Below are 18899 nucleotides of genomic sequence, written 5' to 3'. Positions count from 1 at the left end.
CCATGCAGATCGCAAAATGGGGAAATTCTCTGGCGGTGCGCCTGCCCGCCGAGCTTGTGCGCAAGCTGAACCTGCGCGAGGGCGACCAGATCGATCTGGTGCCCGGCGAGGCGGGGCTTGCGGTGAGCCGCCAACCCCGCCCTCAGGAGGTGCTGGACGATCTGCGCGGCTTTCGTGGCCGGCTGGCCCCCGAAGACAGGCTGAACCGCGACGCCGCGCATGAGCGCTGAGTTTCTCGACACCAACGTGGTGCTTTACCTTCTGGCAGGCGGCGCCAAGGCCGACCGCGCCGAGGCATTGCTGCTGGCGCGCCCGGTGATCAGCGTGCAGGTGCTTAACGAGGCGCTGGTGAATTGCCGCCGCAAGGCCGGGATGAGCTGGGCCGAAGCCGGGGCGTTTCTTGGCGGCATCGAGCGGCTGTGCCGCGTCGAGCCGCTGAGCGCGCAGACCCACGCCGTGGGCCGCGCGCTGGCCGAACGCTATCAGTTGAGCGTATATGATGCGATGATCGCCGCCGCCGCCCTGATCGCGGGCTGCGAGACGTTATATACCGAAGACATGCACGCCGGTCTTCTCATCGAAGACCGGCTGCATCTGGTCAACCCGTTCGCCTGACTATTGCGCCACGCAATCGGCGTAATAGCGCATCACGCCGGTGTCGTCCTTTTCCACCACGAGGCCGTGGATATCGGTCTCGAATCCGGGGCATTCGCGGGCGAATTCACGGTTGAAGCGCAGGTAATCGACGATCTTGGCGTTGAACACCTCGCCGGGGATCAGCAGCGGGATGCCCGGCGGATAGGGCGTGACCAGCGACGTTGTCACCCGGCCTTCGAGATGGTCGATCTCGACCCGCTCGGTCTTGCGGCGGGCGATATTGGCAAAGGCCGCCGAGGGGGTCATCGCCGGGTGGTGATCGCTGAGGTAGATCTCGGTCGACAGCCGCGCCACGTCGTATTTGGCATAAAGCGCATGCACATGCTGGCACAGCTCATTCAGCCCCATCTTTTCATAGCGCGGCTGCTTGGCGATGAATTCCGGCATCACCTTCCACAGCGGGTTGTTCCTGTCGTAATCATCCTTGAACTGCTGAAGCGAGGCCAGAAGCGTGTTCCAGCGGCCCTTGGTGATGCCGATGGTGAACATGATGAAAAAGCTGTAGAGCCCGGTCTTTTCCACCACCACACCATGCTCGGCGAGGTATTTCGACACGATCGACGCCGGAATGCCGGTTTCAGCAAAGAAGCCGTCGATGTTCAGGCCCGGCGTGATGATCGTCGCCTTGATCGGGTCAAGCATGTTGAAGCCGGGCGCCATGTCGCCAAAGCCGTGCCAGCTGTCTTCGCCGCCGGTCTCGACGCCTTCGCTGTCGGTCTTCTTGAGTTCCCAGTCGCGGGTGCGCCCGATGCCTTCTTCGGCAAGCTCTTCCGGGCCCCAGACCTGAAACCACCAGTCATTGCCGTATTGCTCGTCGACCTGCCGCATGGCGCGGCGGAAATCCAGCGCCTCGTCGAGCGATTCCTCGACCAGCGCGGTGCCGCCCGGCGGCTCCATCATCGCCGCCGCCACATCGCAGGACGCAATGATGCTGTACTGCGGAGAGGTCGAGGTGTGCATCAGGTAGGATTCATTGAACAGGTGCCGGTCCAGCGGCACCTCTTCGGCGTCCTGCACCAGAACATGGCTGGCCTGGCTGATCCCCGCCAGCAGCTTGTGCACCGATTGCGTGGCGTAGGTGACGGATTTCTTGGTGCGGCCCCGCTTGCGGCCCATCGAATGGTACTGGCCATAGAACGAATGAAAGGCGGCGTGCGGCAGCCATGCCTCGTCGAAATGCAGGTTCTCGACATAGCCATCGAGCAGGCCCTTGATCACCTCGGTGTTGTAGAGCACGCCGTCATAGGTCGATTGCGTCAGGGTCATGATGCGCGGCTTGATCGCATCAAGATCATAGCCTTCGAGCAGCGGGTTGGCGGCGATCTTGGCCTTGATCGTCTCGGGTTCGAATTCGCTGCGCTGGATCGGGCCGATGATACCGAAATGATTGCGCGTCGGTTTCAGGAACACCGGAATCGCGCCGGTCATGATGATCGCGTGCAGGATCGACTTGTGACAGTTGCGGTCGACCACCACCACATCGCCGGGGGCGACGGTGTGATGCCAGACCATCTTGTTGGAGGTCGAGGTGCCGTTGGTGACAAAGAAACAGTGATCGGCGTTGAAGATCCGCGCGGCATTGCGTTCCGACGCCCCGATGGCGCCGTTGTGATCGAGCAGCTGGCCAAGTTCCTCGACCGCGTTGCAGACATCGGCGCGCAGCATGTTTTCGCCGTAGAACTGATGATACATCTGCCCAATGGGCGATTTCAGGAAGGCCACGCCGCCCGAATGGCCGGGGCAATGCCACGAATAGGACCCATCCTCGGCGTAATCCAGCAGCTCCTTGAAGAACGGCGGCTGGATGCCTTCGAGATAGCTTTTCGCCTCGCGGATGATGTGGCGGGCGACGAATTCGGGCGTATCCTCGAACATGTGGATGAAGCCGTGCAGCTCGCGCAGGATATCGTTGGGCAGATGGCGCGAGGTCTTGGTTTCGCCGTAAACGTAGATCGGCACGTCGGCGTTCTTCCAGCGCACTTCCTCGATGAACTGGCGCAGGTGCAGCACGGCGGGGTCGAGATCGGGGCCGGGGCTGAATTCTTCATCGTCGATCGACAAAACGAAGGCAGAGGCGCGGCTTTGCTGCTGGGCGAATTGCGACAGATCGCCGTAAGAGGTCACACCGAGCACTTCGAACCCTTCGGTTTCGATAGCGTCGGCAAGGGCGCGGATGCCAAGGCCCGAGGTATTCTCGGACCGGAAATCCTCGTCGATGATGACGATGGGAAAGCGGAATTTCATGGGCGTCTCCTGTTGGCGCGCCGGGAATTGGCCCCGTTGTTTCGACACGGCCGGGATACGTCAAGGGGGGCAGAAGCGCACGAACCTTCGGGGGTTCGGCGGCGGCAGTGGCCAGATCGCGCCCACGAGGCCCGGACGGTTTGAGAAAAAACTCGACCTTGGTCGCATCAAGGGCCAAGGGCATTTCGGCACCAACCTGCCCTGCGACCTGCAGCATATTGAAAACATGACAAATTAAGACATTTTTAACGCTGCCATGCAAACGATGCATTGCGGAATTGCACCTGCGGCAATTGTGCTGCGGCGCAGCAGCCCCTAAGTAGGATCCCAAGACGCCAAGGCGTACACAAGTTTCCTGGGGCCTTCTCCTCCTCCCTTGGCCCCGGAAATTGGCGGCAACTCTCTCTCCTCCTCCCTGAGAGTTGCCGCCGTCCCTTACTTTTTCAGCCGTTGCAGATCATTCCGCCGTTGACGTGAATCGTCTGTCCGGTGACGAAAGACCCGTCGCGGCTGGCCAGAAACACATAGGCAGGCGCAACCTCGCGCGGATGGCCCATGCGCCCCATCGGCGCCGCCATGTTGCGCAGCTTGTCCTCATCGAAATCGGCAAAGGCGTCCTGTATGTCGGTGATGATCGGCCCCGGCGCGACCTCGTTCACCCGGATCTTGCCAAGCTGCTGCTTCGCCAGACCGCGGGTAAAGCTGACGATGGCCCCCTTGGTGGCGGTGTAAGGCAGCAGCATGTCATTGCCGATAAAGGCGTTGATCGAGCTGGTGTTGATGATGCTGGCGCCCTCGGGCATATGCGGCAGCGCGGCGCGCGACAGGTAGAATATCCCGTCCATGTTCACCGCAAAATGGCTGTGCCAATCGTCGTCGCTGACCTCGGTCAGATCGTGATGGGCCTTTTGCATCCCGGCGTTGTTGACCAGCACGTCGATGCCGCCCCACGCCTGCACCACCGCGCTGACCGCTGCCTCGCAATCGCCGCGCTCGGCGGCATTGGCTTGCATCACCAGCACCTCGGCCCCCTCGGCCTCCAGCGCGCGGCCGGTTTCTTCGGCCTTGTCCTCGGCGCTGTGGTAGAGGATCGCCACCTTCGCCCCCTCGCGGGCGAAATGCAGCGCCACGGCGCGGCCAATGCCGCTGTCACCGCCCGAGATCAGCGTGCGCTTGCCGGTCAGCTTGCCAGCGCCCTTGTAGGCGTCGTCGATGTATTCGGGTTCGGGGAAAAACTGGCTCAGATCGCTCATGTCGGTCTCCGTTCAAGTGTTGATCGCGGCAACCGCGCCGCCGTCGACCCGCCAGGCCGACCCGTTGGTAAAGCTCGCCACGCCCGAGCACAGCATCGCCGCCGCCGCCGCGACCTCTTCGGGCTTGCCGCGCCGTTTCAGCGACAGGTAGGGGCGCTCTTCGTCGAGAAAGCTTGCGATGGCCTCGTCCATCGACACGCCAAGCGCGTCGGCGCGTTTTTCCATCATGCCGTCGGTCATCGGGCTTTCGATGAAGGCGGGCATGACGGCATTCACCAGCACCCCCTTGGGGCCGTAGGGCAGGCTCAGCGCCTTGACGAAGCTAAGCAGTGCCGCCTTCGAGGCATTGTAGACCGCCTCGTCGGGATAGGGCTGCACGGCGTTTTCCGACACGGTGAACACCACCCTGCCCCAACCCTGCTGCGCCATATGCGGCACGAATGCCTTGGCCATGCGCACGCCGGACATGAAGTTGGTGTTCCAGCATTCGAACCAGTCATCCGCGCTCATGTCGAGCGGGTCGCCCTTGGCGCCGGTGATCCCGGCCATGTGCACGAGGATATCCGCCCCGCCCTTGGCTTCGACATCCGCTTTCAGCGCGTCGATGTCGCTGTCGCTGGTCAGATCGGCAGCACGAGTGCCGATCACCGCATCGCCCAGATCGGCGGCGGCGGCGTCAAGCGCCCCGGCGCTGACATCGGTGAGAAACAGCTTTGCGCCATCTGCGGCAAGCGCCTGTGCGGTGGCCTTGGCAATGCCGCCGGCGGCGCCAGTGATCACGGCAATCCGCCCTGAAATCTGCAAATCCATGCGCTGGTGTCCTTTCCTGAGATCAAGGCCCCGCCAAGCGGGGGTCAAAGCCGCAACGGGCGCCAGCGCCCTGCGGTTCCGATGGCGCGGCGCGCTCGCGCAGCCGTGATCGGGCGAATTGCGCGCGACCGCGTTGGGAAGCATGACGCAAAGGACAGCCCCATGACCCACCGCCCCCGCAACGAAGCCGAACTGCGCGCCCATATCGCCAGCGTGCCGATGGATGGTGACATTGCCGCCCGCCGCGAAGGCTTTGTCCGGTTGGCCGGGCCTCAGCCTGTGGGCGAACTCCTTGAGCTTGGCGGTGTGCCCTGCCGCGCCATCGGCACCGGGCCTGACCTGCTGTGGTTGCACGGCGGCGGCTATGTGTTCGGCAGCGCGCAAACCCATCTGATGCTGGCCGCCGCGCTGGCCAAAGCCGGGCTGCGAGTGATCCTGCCCGACTACCGGCTGGCGCCAGAGCACCCGTGGCCCGCGATGCTGGAGGATGCGCTGGCGGTGCTGGGCGCGCTGGGGCCGGTATGTGTGGGTGGAGACAGCGCGGGCGGGCATCTGGCGCTTGCCCTCGCGCGGCGCAAGCCTTGCCTTGGGCTGGCGCTGATTTCGCCCAACACCGACCGCACCGGGCGCAGCACCACGCGGCAACGCGGCAGCGACGCGATGAACGATGACGCCACCGATGCATGGCTGGGGCGCATCGCCCTGCCCGGGCTGCCGCCGGACGATCCCGATATCTCGCCGCTGGGCAGCGATCTGTCGGGCCTGCCGCCGCTGCATCTGGAACTGGCCGGGGCCGAGATCCTGCTGGATGACGGCTTGCTACTGGCGCGCGCGGCGGCGCTTCAGGGCGTGGATGTCTCGCTGCATGTGACGCCGGGGCTGTTTCACCTGTTCCCACTATGGCCCGACGCGGTTGCGCAAGGCGCCGCCGCGCTGGGGCGTATCGCGGCCTTTGCCCGCGCCGCCAGTGAGCGCAATGTTGGTTCGGCGGGAACCCGCTCGCCCCTGCCGGGTTAACCCCGAGACAGGAGCCGACCATGACCTCAGATCCCGACACCACTTGGGCCGCCCGCCCCGCCGAGTTGCAGCGCCGCCACTGGATCAGCGCCGCCAAGGATGTCTGGACCGGCATCACCCGCGACCGGCTGAGCCTCATCGCCGCCGGGATTGCCTTTTTCGGCCTGCTGGCGCTGTTTCCCGCGATCACCGCCCTGATGGCCATCGCTGGGCTGTTCCTGACCCCCGGTGACGTGACCGCGCAAATCCAGCAGATCTCGGCGATGATGCCGCCAAGCGCCGCAGACATCGTCATCGAACAGGCGAAAAGCGTTGCCGGCAGCGATCAGGGCGGGCTGGGCCTTGCCGCCGCGCTGGGTGTGATCATTGCGCTTTATTCGGCGTCGGCGGGGGTGTCGAACCTGATCGCTGGGCTGAACGTCTGCTACGGCGTGCGCGAGTCGCGCAATTTCATCAAGCTCAAGGCCGTCACCATGGTGATGACACTGTTGCTGATCGTGGCCTTCCTGATGTCGCTGTCGGTGGTGCTGGTTCTGCCCGGGGTGCTGTCGTTGCTGCAACTTGGCGCCACGGTCGAGATCACCGTGTCGATCCTGCGCTGGATCCTGCTGCTTGGCTTTACCGTGACCGGGATCGCGCTGATCTATCATTTCGGCCCGGACCGCCGCCCGGCGCGCTGGCGCTGGGTGACACCCGGCGCGTTGATCGCTTGCCTGCTGTGGATCGTCGCCTCGTTCGGCTTTTCGCTCTATGCCGAGAATTTCGGCAGCTATCAGGAAACCTTTGGCTCGCTCGCTGGGGTGGTGCTGCTGCTGTTCTGGCTGTGGATCTCGGCGTTCATCGTGCTGCTGGGCGCACGAATCAATGCGGCACTCGAAGATCAGACCCGCGCGCCGACGCAGCAGGCGGACTGACGTTCAGGTTTCGAAACGCCGGCCGATCATCATCACTGTCGAACCGGTCCTGCTACAAGGCCCGGCACCGAAAGTCAGGGGCAGCGCTGTTGCCCCCCTGCCCCGGCAAAGCTTGGCGACACGGATGTAAAGGTCCGCAGGATACCGGACAGTATCTGATCAGGCTTGCACCGGACCGTGGGGTCGCGCTTTGCAACGAAAGCCACCCGCAGGTCTAACATATCAATTTATGAATGTATTAGGACGCCAAGCTGTCTTGAGCCGAAAGGTAGCGCCCCTGTTTCTACACCCCGCGCTCGAGGATCAGCAGATCGCGCACCGGCATGCCCACCGCGATGTTGCGCGGGGCCAGCCCCATCAGCCGGCGCGGAATGTCGGTGACCATGGGGATGGCCTCGGCGGGTGGCAACCCGACATGCTGCATCAGGTTCACGAGGCAGTCGCGCAGGCTGACATGAGCGCCCGCCAATGCGCCTTCGGCATTGATCAGCCGCCCGTCCTGCACCTGTATCTGCGCCCCGTACAGCATGAAATGATCCGGCCCGCCCACGGTTGCCATGGCATCGCTGACGGCAAAGCACAGGCCCGCGCGCGGCCGTGCCCGCAGCGCGATGCGCAGCATCGGCCACGAGACATGGATGCCGTCGCAAATCAGCCCGCAGGCGATCTCTGACTCGATCGCCGCCCCCAGCAGTCCCGGCGCGCGCGAGGTCATCGGATCCATCGCGTTGAACAGATGCGTGACGCAGGTAACGCCGCGGGCAAACGCCGCCTGTGCCTCGTCATGGCTGGCGGCGCTGTGACCCGCCGACACCACCGCGCCGCACTCGACCAGCGCCGCCAGCAGCGCCGGGTCGGCAAGTTCCGGCGCGAGGGTGATCATCACCGCGACCCCCTGCCCCCGCAACCGCTCGACCAGCGCCACACTGCGGCGATCAAGCGGGCGCAGAAACCGCGCCGCATGGGTGCCGCGCCGCGCCGGGGCAAGATGCGGCCCTTCGATGTGCAACCCCAGAATGCCAGTGTCGCCATGACAGGCCAGAACCGCATCGGCGGCGGCCTCGGCGACCTCGGGCGCGTCGGTGATCACGGTGGGAAGGATATCGCCGGTGCCCAGCTTGCGATGTGCCGCCGCGATGGCGCGCAGCCCCTCTGGCGTCGGTGTGTCATTCACCATCACACCGCCGCCGCCGTTCACCTGAAGATCGCTCAGCAGCGGGGTGATCAGCGCCACCTCGCGGGCGGGCGCATCGCTGCGGGGTCGGATGGCGACGAGCCGGTCGCCCTCGATCACCAGCTCTTGCCCGCCGTGCAACCGACCGTCGCGCCACAGCCCTGTCGGGGCGATCACCTGCCGCATATCCTGTCTCCTTCGTACTGAGCCGAGCGATGACCGCCGATGTCGCGCAGGTCAAGGGCATGATATCCGCGAGCATGGGGTTTTACCGGCGCGCCCGCATCCCCAGATCAAGGGGACGACTCGCCATTTGACCCCGAACACCGGAGCGTTGCCATGACGACCAGATTGCTTGCCGCCCTTTTTGCCCTTGCCTTGCCGCTGCCCGCGCTGGCGCAGAATTTCAACGCCGCGCCGCCCAACGCGCCGGATCAGCGCCCGGCCTTTGCCGGACAGACCCGCGCGCCGGTGATCGACGATGACACAGCGCTGCGCAGCACCGTCATCGCCAGCGGGCTGCGCAATCCCTGGGGGATGGACCAGCTGCCCGACGGGCGTTGGCTGGTCACCGAGCGCATTGGCCGTTTGCGACTGATCACGCCGGAGGGCAAGGTCAGCACGGTACGCGGCTTGCCCGAGGTCGACGATCGCCGTCAGGGCGGTTTGCTCGACGTCGCCGTTGCGCCGGATTTTGCCCAGACCCGCCGCGTCTGGTGGAGCTATGCCGAACCGCGCGGCAGTGGGCTCAACGGCACATCTGTCGCCACCGGGGTGCTGTCTGACGACGAGGCGCAGATGCAGGATGTGCAGGTGATCTTTCGCCAGCAACCGGCGTGGAACTCGACGGCGCATTTCGGCTCGCGGCTTGTCTTCGACCGGCAAGGCGCGCTGTTCGTCACCACCGGGGACCGCAGCCTGCCAGAGCCGCGCGCCTTGGCACAGGACGTGACCACGCATCTTGGCAAAGTGCTGCGGATCTCGCCCGCGGGCGGCGCGGCCTCTGGCAACCCCTCGATACCGGGGGCACAGCCCGAGATCTGGTCGCTGGGCCATCGCAACCTTCAGGCCGCAACGCTGGACCCCGATGGTGCGCTTTGGACGGTTGAACACGGGCCGCGCGGCGGCGATGAGTTGAACCGCCCGGAGGCTGGCAAGAATTATGGCTGGCCGGTGATTACCTATGGCGAGGATTACAGCGGCGGCCCGATTGGCGCGGGCCTGACCTCGAAGCCGGGGCTGGAGCAACCGCTGTATTACTGGGACCCGGTGATCGCGCCCTCGGGGATGGTGTTCTATGACGGTGCGCTGTTCCCAGACTGGCAGGGCAGCCTGTTGATCGGCGCGCTGGCCGGGCAGGCGTTGGTGCGTCTTGAGCTAGATGGCCGCACCGTGACCGGAGAGGCGCGCTATCTTCAGGGGCAGGGCCGGGTGCGCGATGTTGACGTTGCCAGCGATGGCGCGGTGATGCTGCTGACCGATGCGCGCAACGGATCTCTGATCCGTCTCGTACCGCAATAGGTGCGAATATTAACAGCTGTTAAGCTGCGTACGGTCGGCTCATCGGGCCTTAACAGCTGTTAAGACAGCAGGCAGGCCCGGCGTTTCGCAAGGGCAGCGATCATGCCCGCGCCATCGAACCTGCCTTCCATTGCACGTTTCGCAAGCGCTCTCAGATATGCGCCCGGCGAGCGAATTTCAGAGAAGCGCTCCAGCATCGACACCACCGCAACAGAGGCATGGGTGGCGCCCATGCGTTGGCGCGCCTCTTCCCAGGCTGGCCTGTCAATGCCCATGGACGCGCATAGCCGATCCGCTGCGGCGTGCAGATCAGGCCAGCTTTGGATCGGTTCAGGGTTGAAGGTTGCAAGGCTTGGGCAGTTCTCTGTCAGGCAAAGCAAGGTGCGATCCTGCGCAGGATTTTCTACGATCTGCTGAACAGGAACAGAATGATCTATATCTGTCCTCTGTTGGTGCTGCTCATTCTGGGCGTCTGAGCTGCCGGAATCCGCTGCAATCACAGGGGCGAGCCTGCGCTGAATCCCGTCGATCGCGGCGGTCAACTCCGCCTGAATCTCATCCAGCATCTCGACTGTCAGCTTGCGTCGAAGCGCCTTTGCAGTCAGCAGGCACAGATCTGCCAGCGGCGCGTCGGGCACGCCATGCGCGTCTGCCAGCGCCAGCAGCGCGGCCAGATCGCGGCGCATCAGGCTGACGGTTTCGCGCTGCGCGCGCAGCGCACGCTCGGCCTCGCGGGCGGCATCGGCGGCGCTGAGAATCCGCGCCGACATCCGGGGCAGGGGAGAGAGATCGAAGCCAAAGGCGGTCGGCACAGCCGCGCCCCGGCGCACGTAGCGTTTGCCATTCGGGCTGTCGCGGCGGATCAGCAGCCCGGCATCGACCAGCCGGGAAAGGTGGCGGCGCATGGTCGAACAGGCCATGCCGTTCAGCCGCTCGCAGATCGCACGGTTCGACGGGAACACCACCATCGGGCCGCGTCCCAGCGTCGCCGAGGGATGAAAGCTGAGCAGCGCCTGCAACACCGTCAACTCGCGGCTGCTCACGCCAAAGGCGTCGCGGGCCACGGTCAATTCGCGAAACAACGCCCATTTGTCGAGTTCGGGCATCGGTTCGGGCAACGGTTCAGGCCCGGCGGCATCGGTCAGATGCGCGCAGGTGAGCGGCCGTTGAAACGGCGAAATCGGGGTGTAGTCCATGTTGATGTCACGAAGGCAAAGATAGTGCGGCCCGCGAATCGCTTTGCGCTTGCGGGATGAAGGCGGGGCCGCTATCTTCAGAGGTGCGAAAACTGAGTTTCAGCGGGCCATGTCTCGTACGAAACCCATCAAGGTCTCGTGAAGCTTGCTTCTCGGGGCCTTTTTTATTGTCTTGCCTCTGCTCGTGCCTCCTTTTTCAGTGTTGCTCGATGGTCAGTCTTCCGGCGCCTGTTTCCAGCGCGCGTGAAGCTCTTGCAGCAGCGTGGGGGCCTGTGCCTCCAGCCAGCGTGCGAAATCCTTGTCCTCGGCCCGCAGCTCCAGCCGCAGCGAGCGGCCGAGCGCGATGCGCAGCGTGCCGATGCCGTCCAACGCAAGGCCTGCGTCCGCGGTCGGCGCGGCCTTCACCGCGGTCAGCACCGCCAGAAACGCTGCGTCCGAGCCATGATCGCGCGCTTGCAGCGCCACCGTTACCAGCGCGGGCGGCGAGGGGGCGTCGAGCCGTTTCTTCAGCTCCTCCCAGCGCGGGCGGCCGATGCCGGGGGCCGCGCCGATGGCGGCAATCAATTCGGGGCCAACCGCGCGCACCACGCCGAGCAGCTGAGACACTGCCGCCTCGGTCAGGCCTAGCACCTCGGCGACGCCGCGACCGCTGCGCAGATCGGGGCCAAGTTGATCGCTGTCGAGCAGCTGCGCCGCCACCAACGCGCGTTCGATGAAGCTGAGATCGCGGCGAGCCTGATTCTCCAGCAGCTGGTCCTTGAGCGCCTGATCGTCATCGAGATCGGCGATAATGGCCCGCACCGGCAGCCCCAGCGCCTCGCAGGCGGCAAGGCGGCGGCGGCCATAGATCAGCTGGTAGCGCCCGCCATCGCCGGGCCGCACCAGGATCGGCACACGCTGACCGCTCGCCGCGATCGAGGCTTGCAGCTCGGCGAGGTCCAGCGACAGCCGATCCTCGAGCCGCCCGTCGGTGTCGATCTGGCTGACCGGAATCTCGGTGATGCCCTCGCTCAGGCGGGCGCTTTGCTCGGCCTCGCGCGCAAGACGGCCTTCCTGCGCGTCGGGCGCATTGCGCAAGGTCTGAAGCGGCAGGCCGAGTTTGGGTTTGCGAGCCATCAGCGCCCCCATGTCTTTTGCAACAGCGCCGCGATCTCGTCGTTCACGGCATTCATCGAATCGATCGCGCGGTCAAAGGTGGCGCGGGTGAAATCCTTGCGTTCGGCCTCGTAAAGCGTCTGCTTGGTGAGGCCCGCATCGGAAATGGCAGTGGATTCGACCATCTGGTTGACCAGCACCGCGCGCCCGAACAGCCCGCGGATAAAGGCGATCACCTCGGTCTGCGGCGCATCGCCCACCTTGTAGCGGGTCGGCAGGAAGCGCAGCCAGTCAAACCGCAGATCGGCCCCGGCGTCGCGGATCACCGACAAAAGGTCCGAGGTCATGCGCAGGAATTGTGACATCGACATCAGGTCGAGCATCTGCGGATGCACCGTTACCAGCACCCCGGTCGAGGCGCTGAGCGCGCTCATGGTCAGAAAGCCCAGCTGCGGCGGGCAGTCGATGACCACCACGTCGTAATCGGCCTCGACCTCGTCGAGCGCATCGCGCACCCGGGCAAAGAACGCCCGTGCCCCGCCGCGCGCAATTGCCGCCGGGGTCTCGTGTTCGAATTCCATCAGCTCAAGATTGCCCGGAATCAGGTCAAGCCCGCGCATATAGGTCTTGCGGATGACATCGCGGATCGGCATCGGCGCATCGTAGCGCACCGCGTCATACAGCGTGCCACCATCGGCGAGGTCGACTTCCGGCTGGATGCCATGCAGCGCCGACAGCGAGGCCTGCGGGTCAAGATCCACCGCCAACACCCGGTAGCCGGTCAGCGCGAGGCGCTGCGCCAGATGCGCGGAGGTGGTGGTCTTGCCGGACCCGCCCTTGAAATTGACCACCGAGATCACCTGAAGCGGATCATCACCGCGCCGACCGGGCAGATAGGTTCCGGGCTTTTTGGCCTTTGATTCAAGCGCTTCGCGGATCTGCCACAGATCGTCGAGCGTGTAGCGGCGGTGGTTCCCGGCGGTCATCTCGACCTCGGGGATCTTGCCTTCGCGGTGCAGCTTGCGCAGGTAGGTGTGATCGACATGCAGCAATTCGGCGGCTTCGCCGCTGGTCAGGCTGCGCATCTGTTTGCGCGCGTCAGGCGGGAAATGCGCCTCGCGCTGCGCTTGCAGATTGGCAGCGAGCAGCTCGGCATATTGGCCGATTGCCGTATCGAGATCCAGATCACTGTCGTTCATCGCCTGCCCGCCTCGCCCGGCCATATGCCCCTGTTCAAGGTCACTGGCATTTTCGTGGGCGCGTTTTTTGTCGAATACATCGGTATTTTTCGAGACTATTGCGCGCTACACTGGATTCGTGCAAGCGGTTTTTGTGGCGCGCGGGGCGGGGCGAGCGGTTTGTCCCGATTTTATCCACAGAGTTGTACGGCGATCCGGGCGGGTGGGCCAGCCCGGATCGGCGCTTCAGGTCAGGTCTCTGCCAGCTCCAGCGCGTTTTGCCAGTCGCGGGCATGGGCGCGCAGCGCCTCGGCGTTGGCGGGCAGCGGATGGGTCTGGGTGCTGGCCCGCATGTCTGGCGCAAACAGCAGCGCCGCCCCGATCGAGGTGCCGGTGGCAGAGCTGGCGATCTCGACCCCGCCGGGGCGCAGCGCGGCCAGCATGTCGAGCAGCGCATCATTGCGCGCCGCCGGCCCTTCGACAATCACCGGTCCCTCTGCGCCGATCAGCGAAAGGCAGGCGTCGCTCATCAGGGCCATGTACCATGCCAGCGCGCAGAGCAGCGCGCCGTCGTTTGTGGGCGGAACGGTCCAGCGGTGCTGGCGGTCGGGGAATGGCCCGCATCCCGGCACCACGGCGGGCAACAGGTGTATGCGGTTGGCGAGCACCTCGGCGGGGCAGGGGGGGCCGCTGCGTCCCTCGCTGATCAGCGCGTGTTCGCGCCCGCCCATGAACCGCGCCGAGGGCACCGGCGCGCCAAAGGCGTTGACGTTGATCAGCGTGTCGCGCGCGGGGTCGAGCGTGGTCTGCGCGCCGCCCACCGCCATGGCGATGACCCATGTGCCGGTCGAGACCACCGAAAACGGCCCCGACCGCCCGATCAGATGCGGCAGCAGCGATGCGTTGCTGTCATGGATGCCGCAGGCCACGGGGGTGTGCTGCGGCAGCCCGGTCTGCGCGGCGATCTGCGGCGTGATGGTTCCCAGCACATCCGAGGCCTTGCGCGGCGGGGCCAGCCTGCCGCCAAGACCGAGCCTGCCGAGCAGCGCCGAGGCGCGCGCCTCGCGCGGCAGCCACAGATCGGTATGGCAGCCAAGCGAGGACATGTCGCTGGCAAGCGCCCCGGTCAGCCGGAACCCCCAATATTGCGGATAGGTCACGATCTGCGCGACGCGCTGCGCCAGCGTGGGGTCTTGCGCCAGTTGCCAGTGTAGCTGCGCGCCTAGGTTCAGCCCCAGTGGCAGGCGCGGGCTGCCGGTTTCGGCAAAGGACGGGCGCAGCGCGTCATAACCGGCGGCACTCTGCTCTGGCCCGTCATGTTCGTAATCCAGCATCGGCGCGGCCAGAGCGCCCTGCGCATCCAGCAGCACCGCCGCCGCGCCATGGGTGGTGACGGAAATCGCATCCACGCCATGTTCGGCGTGAAAGGCGGCAAGGTGATGCAGGAAGAACGCCCAATGCCCGTCAAGATCAAAGCTGGGCCAGGGCGGGCCGGGGATCACCGTATTGGGGCGGGTCACCACGGCGATTTCCTCGAGCCGGTCCAGATCGACCAGCGCCAGCTTGGCGTTGGTCTTGCCGACATCGATCACAGCGATATGGCGCGGCGCAGTCATGGCAGGTGGAACACGGTTTGCAGCGGCACCTCGACGGGGCTGTCATCGGCATTGGTGGCCATGATGTCGGCCATCATCGCCCACCAGCGCCGCACCTCGGGATGTTGCGGCAGCGCGCCCATGCCATGATCTTCGCGCCGCCAGAGCACGGCGAAAAGCGCATTGGTGTCAGGGTCGTGGTGGATGGAATAATCCTCGATCCCCGCCGCGCGCAGCGCGTCGACCAGCTCGGGCCAGATGGTATCGTGGCGGCGCTTGTATTCCTCCAGCTGGCCGGGGTGCAGCGTCATGCGAAAGGCGATCTTTTCCATGGACTTACGCCCCCCATCGCAGCATCGACCAGAGCCGGGGCAGGGCAATCACCCCGATCAGCAGCGCGCCGATGACGATCGACATCACGATCCCCGGCACGTTCAAAAGCCCCAGCCCGAAGGTCACCAGCCCCATCACAAAGGCGGCGATCACCACGCCGGGGATCGACCCCGCTCCGCCAAGGATGCTGACCCCGCCGAGCACCACCATGGTGACGATCTCCAGCTCCCAGCCCATCGCGATGCTGGGCCGGGTGGACCCCAGACGCGAGGTCAGGCAGATCGCCGCGATGCCCGACATCAGCCCGGTGAGCAGGAACAGGATAAAGCGCACCCGCTGCACCCGGATGCCGGAAAACAGCGCACCGGTGGCGTTGTTGCCAATGGCAAACACCGAGCGGCCAAAATTGGTCTTGTGCAGCAGCACGCCAAAGACCACCGCCAGCAGCGCAAACATCACGAATTCGAAAGAGACCACCCAGAACACATAGCCTTGGCCGAAAAAGGCAAAGCTGTCGGGATAGCCCCGGTAGGCCTGATCGCCCAGCACGATATAGGCGATGCCGCGATACAGGCTCATGGTGCCGATGGTCACCACGATCGACGGCAAGGCCAGCCGCGTCACCAGCGCCCCGTTGAAGGCCCCCGCCGCCAGCCCGGTGCCCAGCCCGATGGCCACCAGCCCCGGCGTGCCGACCCCGGCCTGCACCGCCGCCCCCATCGCCGTGGAACACAGCGCAATGATCGAGGCCACCGACAGGTCGATATCCCCCGCGATCACAAGCAGCGCCATGGCAAAGGCGATCATCGCCTTTTCGGTGAAGTTGAACGTCGCATCGCTGAGGTTCCACGCGTCGAGGAAATACGGCGAGGCAAAGCAATTGGCGACAAAGATCGCCACGGCGACCAGCAGCAGCAGGCTTTCCCAGCTTTTCAGACGGCGCGCCAGCGGCGATTGCAGCCGGTCGGGAATGGGGTGAGAGAGGCTCATGCTGCTGTCTCCGCCTTGCGCAGGATGATCCTGCCTTTTGTCTTGCCTGCCTTGGCGTTGAACGCGACGGCAAGAATGATCGCCGCGCCCGAGATCGCCAGCTGCCAGAAGGGCGAGATGCCCACCACCGGCAGCGCGTTCTTGATGACGCCAAGAAACAGCGCGCCAAGCACCGCGCCCGCGACCGAGCCGATGCCGCCGGCGATGCTGACGCCTCCGATGACGGCGGCGGCCACGGTATCAAGCTCGAAGCCGCCCGCGATGTCGACATAGGCGACCGCATAGCGCGACACCCACAGATAGCCGGTCAGCCCGGCCAGCGCGCCCGAGATGGTATAGGCCGCAAAGCGCGTGCGCCCGACGTCGATGCCGGTGTAGACGGCGGCATTGGGATTGCCGCCCACCGCATAGACCGCCCGGCCAAGCGCGGTGCGCGTCATCAGCACGAAGAACGCCGCGACGGTGACGATGGCGATCCAGCTCAGCATCGGCAGGCCCAGCAGCTCGGCGCGGGGAAAGGCCTTGAACGCGTCTGACATCTCGTGGCTGTTCACCCATTTTCCTTCTGAAATCAGGAAGATGATGCCGCGAAAGATGGTCATGGTGCCCAGCGTCACCACGATCGACGGGATGTCCAGTTTCCACACCAGCAGCCCGTTGATCATGCCCATCACCGTGCCAAGCGCCACCGCGATCAGCAGCAGGGCCGCCACCGGCAGCCCCGGAAAGGCGATGTTCAGCATCGCCGTGCACATGCCGGTCAGCGCCAGATTTGCCGCAACCGACAAATCGATGCATTTGGTCAGGATCACCACCATCTGCCCCAGCGCCAGCAGGATCAGCGGCGAGGTGTCGTTGAACACCGCCGCAAGATTGCCGGGGCTGACAAAGGCCGGAAAGCGCGTGGCGATCAGCAGCAGCAGCGCCAGAATGGCACCCGCGAGAATGGTCTCGCGTGCCTTGAGAATGCTCATGTGCGGGTCTCCGTGAGGGCTTGGGTGATGCCGGCGGCGTGGCGGACAAGGGTTTCGGGGGTCATCTCGTCGCCGCTCAGCTCGGCGGCCATCCGCCCTTCGCGCATGACGATGATGCGGTCGGACATGCCCAGCACCTCGGGGATTTCCGAGCTGACCATGATCACCGCCAGCCCCTGCGCCGCCAGTTCCGCCATGAAGTCATGCACCGCCGCCTTGGAACCGATGTCGATGCCCTTTGTCGGCTCGTCGAGGATGATGACGCGGGGCTGCGTCGCCAGCCATTTCGCGATGACCACCTTTTGCTGGTTGCCCCCCGACAGCGTGCCCAGTTCGGTATCAAGCGAGGCCGCCCGCAGTTCCAGCCGTTCGCAATATTGCCGGGCCAGCGCGAATTCCTCGGCCAGCCGCAGGAAACCGCGCCGTGACGTGCGCCCCAGCGAGGGCAGCGTGACGTTCTGAAAGATCGGCAGCGCGGTGATTGCGCCCTGATGGCCGCGATCTTCGGGAACATAGACAATACCCGCGGCGATGGCCTCGGCAGGAGAGCGGATCTGCTGCGCGGCGCCGTCGATGCGGATCGCCCCGCCAGAGGGCCGGGTGATGCCGAACAGCGATTGCATCACCTCAGAGCGGCCAGCGCCGACAAGGCCGTAAAAGCCGAGGATCTCGCCTTGCTTCAGGCTGAACGAGATGTCCTCGAATTCGGTCGGGTGGCTGTAATCGGTCACCGACAGCACGTCGTCGCCGTGGCTCGGGCTGCGCTTTGGAAAGACATGCGCCACCTCGCGGCCCACCATCATCTGCACCAGCGCATCATTGTCGGTGTCTTCGATGCGCCCATCCCCGATGAACTGACCATCGCGAAAGACAGTGTAATTGTCGGCGATGCGGAAGATCTCGTCAAACTTGTGGCTGATGAACAGGATTGCCTTGCCCTGCGCCTTCAGCGTGTCGACCAGTTCGTACAACTCGTGGATTTCCTTGTGCGACAGCGCCGCGGTAGGTTCATCCATGATCACCACGCGGGCGTCGATCGACAGGGCGCGGGCAATCGCCACCATGTGTTTCGATGCAATGCCCAGATCGCGCAGCCGCGCCGTGGGGGCAAGGTCGGAGCCGATGCCCTGCAGGATTTCGCGGGCGCGGGCATGGGTCTGCGCCCAGTCGATCAGGCCGAACCGGCCACGGGGGGCGTGGCCCAGAAAGATGTTCTCGGCGACGGAGAGCTCATCGAACAGCACGGTTTCCTGATGGATCGCGGTGATCCCGGCATCGGCCGCCGCCTGCGCGCTGGCAAAGCGGATTTCCTTGCCGTCGAGCAGAATGCGCCCCGCGCTTGGCTGATAGATGCCGGTCAGCGTCTTGACCACGGTCGATTTGCCCGCGCCGTTTTCGCCCACCAGCGCCGTCACCTCGCCCGCATACAGCTTCAGCGTGACGTTCGACAGGGCGCGCACGCCGGGAAAGGTCTTGGTGATGCCGTCCAGCGCCAGCACCGGGGTCGGGCGGGCCATGACGGCAGGATCGGGGCGCGTATCGGCCCGCGTGTCGGTCTGCATCAGCATCTTGAAGTCACCTGTGAAGGGCCCCGGCGCAGCCGCCGGGGCGATGGACAAGGATCAGAAGATCGACTTGAACTCTTCGACGTTGCTGGCGTCGTAGACGAAGGGATCGGCCATCGCACCGACGGTGTCGTCATCCAGCGTCACGGCGCCCATGCGGCCCATGGGGATTTCGCCGCCCGGCTCGGCGGTGACCTCGCCGCTGGCCAGCGCATGGGCAATCATCGTGGCGGAATAGCCAAGATCGATCGGATTCCAGATCGCAAAGCTTTTCGACGCGCCGGACTCCACCGCGCCCGCCATTTCCGACGGCAACCCAAGGCCGGTGACATTCACCTGCCCGATCTTGCCCGCATCCGCCACCGCCTGCGCGGCTGCCACGA

At 65.2% G+C, this 18899-nt stretch carries 18 protein-coding genes; 5 read left to right on the top strand and 13 right to left on the bottom strand.

The features are described 5' to 3' along the window. Positions 1-2: 2 nt before the first annotated feature. Both KO516_RS03715 and KO516_RS03710 read left to right on the top strand, forming a co-directional pair. Positions 3-230 (top strand): AbrB/MazE/SpoVT family DNA-binding domain-containing protein, encoded by a 228-nt coding sequence (locus tag KO516_RS03715; protein ID WP_216002468.1) that lies wholly within the window; start codon positions 3-5, stop codon positions 228-230. After that, a complete protein-coding gene (locus KO516_RS03710) occupies positions 220-615 on the top strand; it encodes a PIN domain-containing protein (protein ID WP_216002467.1) in 396 nt (131 codons plus the stop codon). Before KO516_RS03715 ends, KO516_RS03710 begins: the two co-directional genes overlap by 11 nt. On the opposite strand, the gene KO516_RS03705 is transcribed toward KO516_RS03710, so the two are convergent. The 3 genes from KO516_RS03705 to KO516_RS03695 form a co-directional block, all read right to left on the bottom strand. Then, a complete protein-coding gene (locus KO516_RS03705) occupies positions 616-2901 on the bottom strand; it encodes an arginine/lysine/ornithine decarboxylase (protein ID WP_216002466.1) in 2286 nt (761 codons plus the stop codon). Between the two features lie 443 nt (positions 2902-3344). Next, positions 3345-4154, bottom strand: a complete 810-nt coding sequence (locus tag KO516_RS03700) for an SDR family oxidoreductase (RefSeq protein ID WP_216002465.1) — start codon at positions 4152-4154, stop codon at positions 3345-3347. Positions 4155-4166: 12 nt separating this feature from the next. Then, positions 4167-4964, bottom strand: a complete 798-nt coding sequence (locus tag KO516_RS03695; RefSeq protein WP_216002464.1) for an SDR family NAD(P)-dependent oxidoreductase — start codon at positions 4962-4964, stop codon at positions 4167-4169. Positions 4965-5126: 162 nt separating this feature from the next. Here KO516_RS03695 and KO516_RS03690 point away from each other — a divergent pair, with 162 nt between their 5' ends. Further along, entirely contained in the window at positions 5127-5981 is an 855-nt protein-coding gene (locus tag KO516_RS03690; protein ID WP_216002463.1) for an alpha/beta hydrolase fold domain-containing protein, read from the top strand. A 20-nt stretch (positions 5982-6001) separates the two neighbouring features. Next, complete coding sequence (locus tag KO516_RS03685; RefSeq protein WP_216002462.1) at positions 6002-6895, top strand: YihY/virulence factor BrkB family protein; 894 nt, start codon at positions 6002-6004, stop codon at positions 6893-6895. 283 nt (positions 6896-7178) lie between these two features. Here KO516_RS03685 and KO516_RS03680 read toward each other — a convergent pair whose 3' ends face one another. Beyond that, on the bottom strand, positions 7179-8255 hold the full coding sequence (locus KO516_RS03680; RefSeq protein ID WP_216002461.1) for an N-acetylglucosamine-6-phosphate deacetylase: 1077 nt from the start codon (positions 8253-8255) through the stop codon (positions 7179-7181). A gap of 153 nt (positions 8256-8408) precedes the next feature. Between KO516_RS03680 and KO516_RS03675 the strand changes: the two genes are divergently transcribed. Beyond that, a complete protein-coding gene (locus KO516_RS03675; protein WP_216002460.1) occupies positions 8409-9590 on the top strand; it encodes a PQQ-dependent sugar dehydrogenase in 1182 nt (393 codons plus the stop codon). 59 nt (positions 9591-9649) lie between these two features. Here KO516_RS03675 and repC read toward each other — a convergent pair whose 3' ends face one another. The 9 genes from repC to KO516_RS03630 all read right to left on the bottom strand — a co-directional run. Next, positions 9650-10786 (bottom strand): plasmid replication protein RepC, encoded by a 1137-nt coding sequence (gene repC / locus KO516_RS03670; protein ID WP_216002459.1) that lies wholly within the window; start codon positions 10784-10786, stop codon positions 9650-9652. 213 nt (positions 10787-10999) lie between these two features. Beyond that, a complete protein-coding gene (gene repB / locus KO516_RS03665; protein WP_216002458.1) occupies positions 11000-11902 on the bottom strand; it encodes a plasmid partitioning protein RepB in 903 nt (300 codons plus the stop codon). Continuing rightward, the gene (repA, locus tag KO516_RS03660) at positions 11902-13080 is read right to left on the bottom strand and encodes a plasmid partitioning protein RepA (RefSeq protein ID WP_216002457.1); all 1179 of its coding nucleotides are present in this window, start codon (positions 13078-13080) and stop codon (positions 11902-11904) included. Before repA ends, repB begins: the two co-directional genes overlap by 1 nt. A gap of 230 nt (positions 13081-13310) precedes the next feature. Continuing rightward, the gene (locus KO516_RS03655) at positions 13311-14675 is read right to left on the bottom strand and encodes an FGGY-family carbohydrate kinase (RefSeq protein ID WP_216002456.1); all 1365 of its coding nucleotides are present in this window, start codon (positions 14673-14675) and stop codon (positions 13311-13313) included. Further along, complete coding sequence (locus tag KO516_RS03650; RefSeq protein WP_216002455.1) at positions 14672-14986, bottom strand: L-rhamnose mutarotase; 315 nt, start codon at positions 14984-14986, stop codon at positions 14672-14674. The genes KO516_RS03655 and KO516_RS03650 overlap by 4 nt, the downstream gene beginning before the upstream one ends. A gap of 4 nt (positions 14987-14990) precedes the next feature. Continuing rightward, complete coding sequence (locus KO516_RS03645; RefSeq protein ID WP_216002454.1) at positions 14991-15977, bottom strand: ABC transporter permease; 987 nt, start codon at positions 15975-15977, stop codon at positions 14991-14993. Continuing rightward, on the bottom strand, positions 15974-16951 hold the full coding sequence (locus tag KO516_RS03640; protein ID WP_216002453.1) for an ABC transporter permease: 978 nt from the start codon (positions 16949-16951) through the stop codon (positions 15974-15976). Before KO516_RS03640 ends, KO516_RS03645 begins: the two co-directional genes overlap by 4 nt. Continuing rightward, complete coding sequence (locus tag KO516_RS03635; RefSeq protein ID WP_252737382.1) at positions 16948-18513, bottom strand: sugar ABC transporter ATP-binding protein; 1566 nt, start codon at positions 18511-18513, stop codon at positions 16948-16950. Before KO516_RS03635 ends, KO516_RS03640 begins: the two co-directional genes overlap by 4 nt. A gap of 60 nt (positions 18514-18573) precedes the next feature. Beyond that, positions 18574-18899 (bottom strand): substrate-binding domain-containing protein (locus KO516_RS03630; RefSeq protein WP_216002451.1); only part of this gene is annotated, 326 nt, incomplete at its 5' end.

The sequence above is a fragment of the Citreicella sp. C3M06 genome (genome assembly GCF_018860705.1).
GTDB lineage: Bacteria > Pseudomonadota > Alphaproteobacteria > Rhodobacterales > Rhodobacteraceae > Salipiger.
The sequence above is the reverse complement of the archived record's forward strand: the minus strand, read 5'-3'. Positions and strand labels throughout refer to the sequence as shown.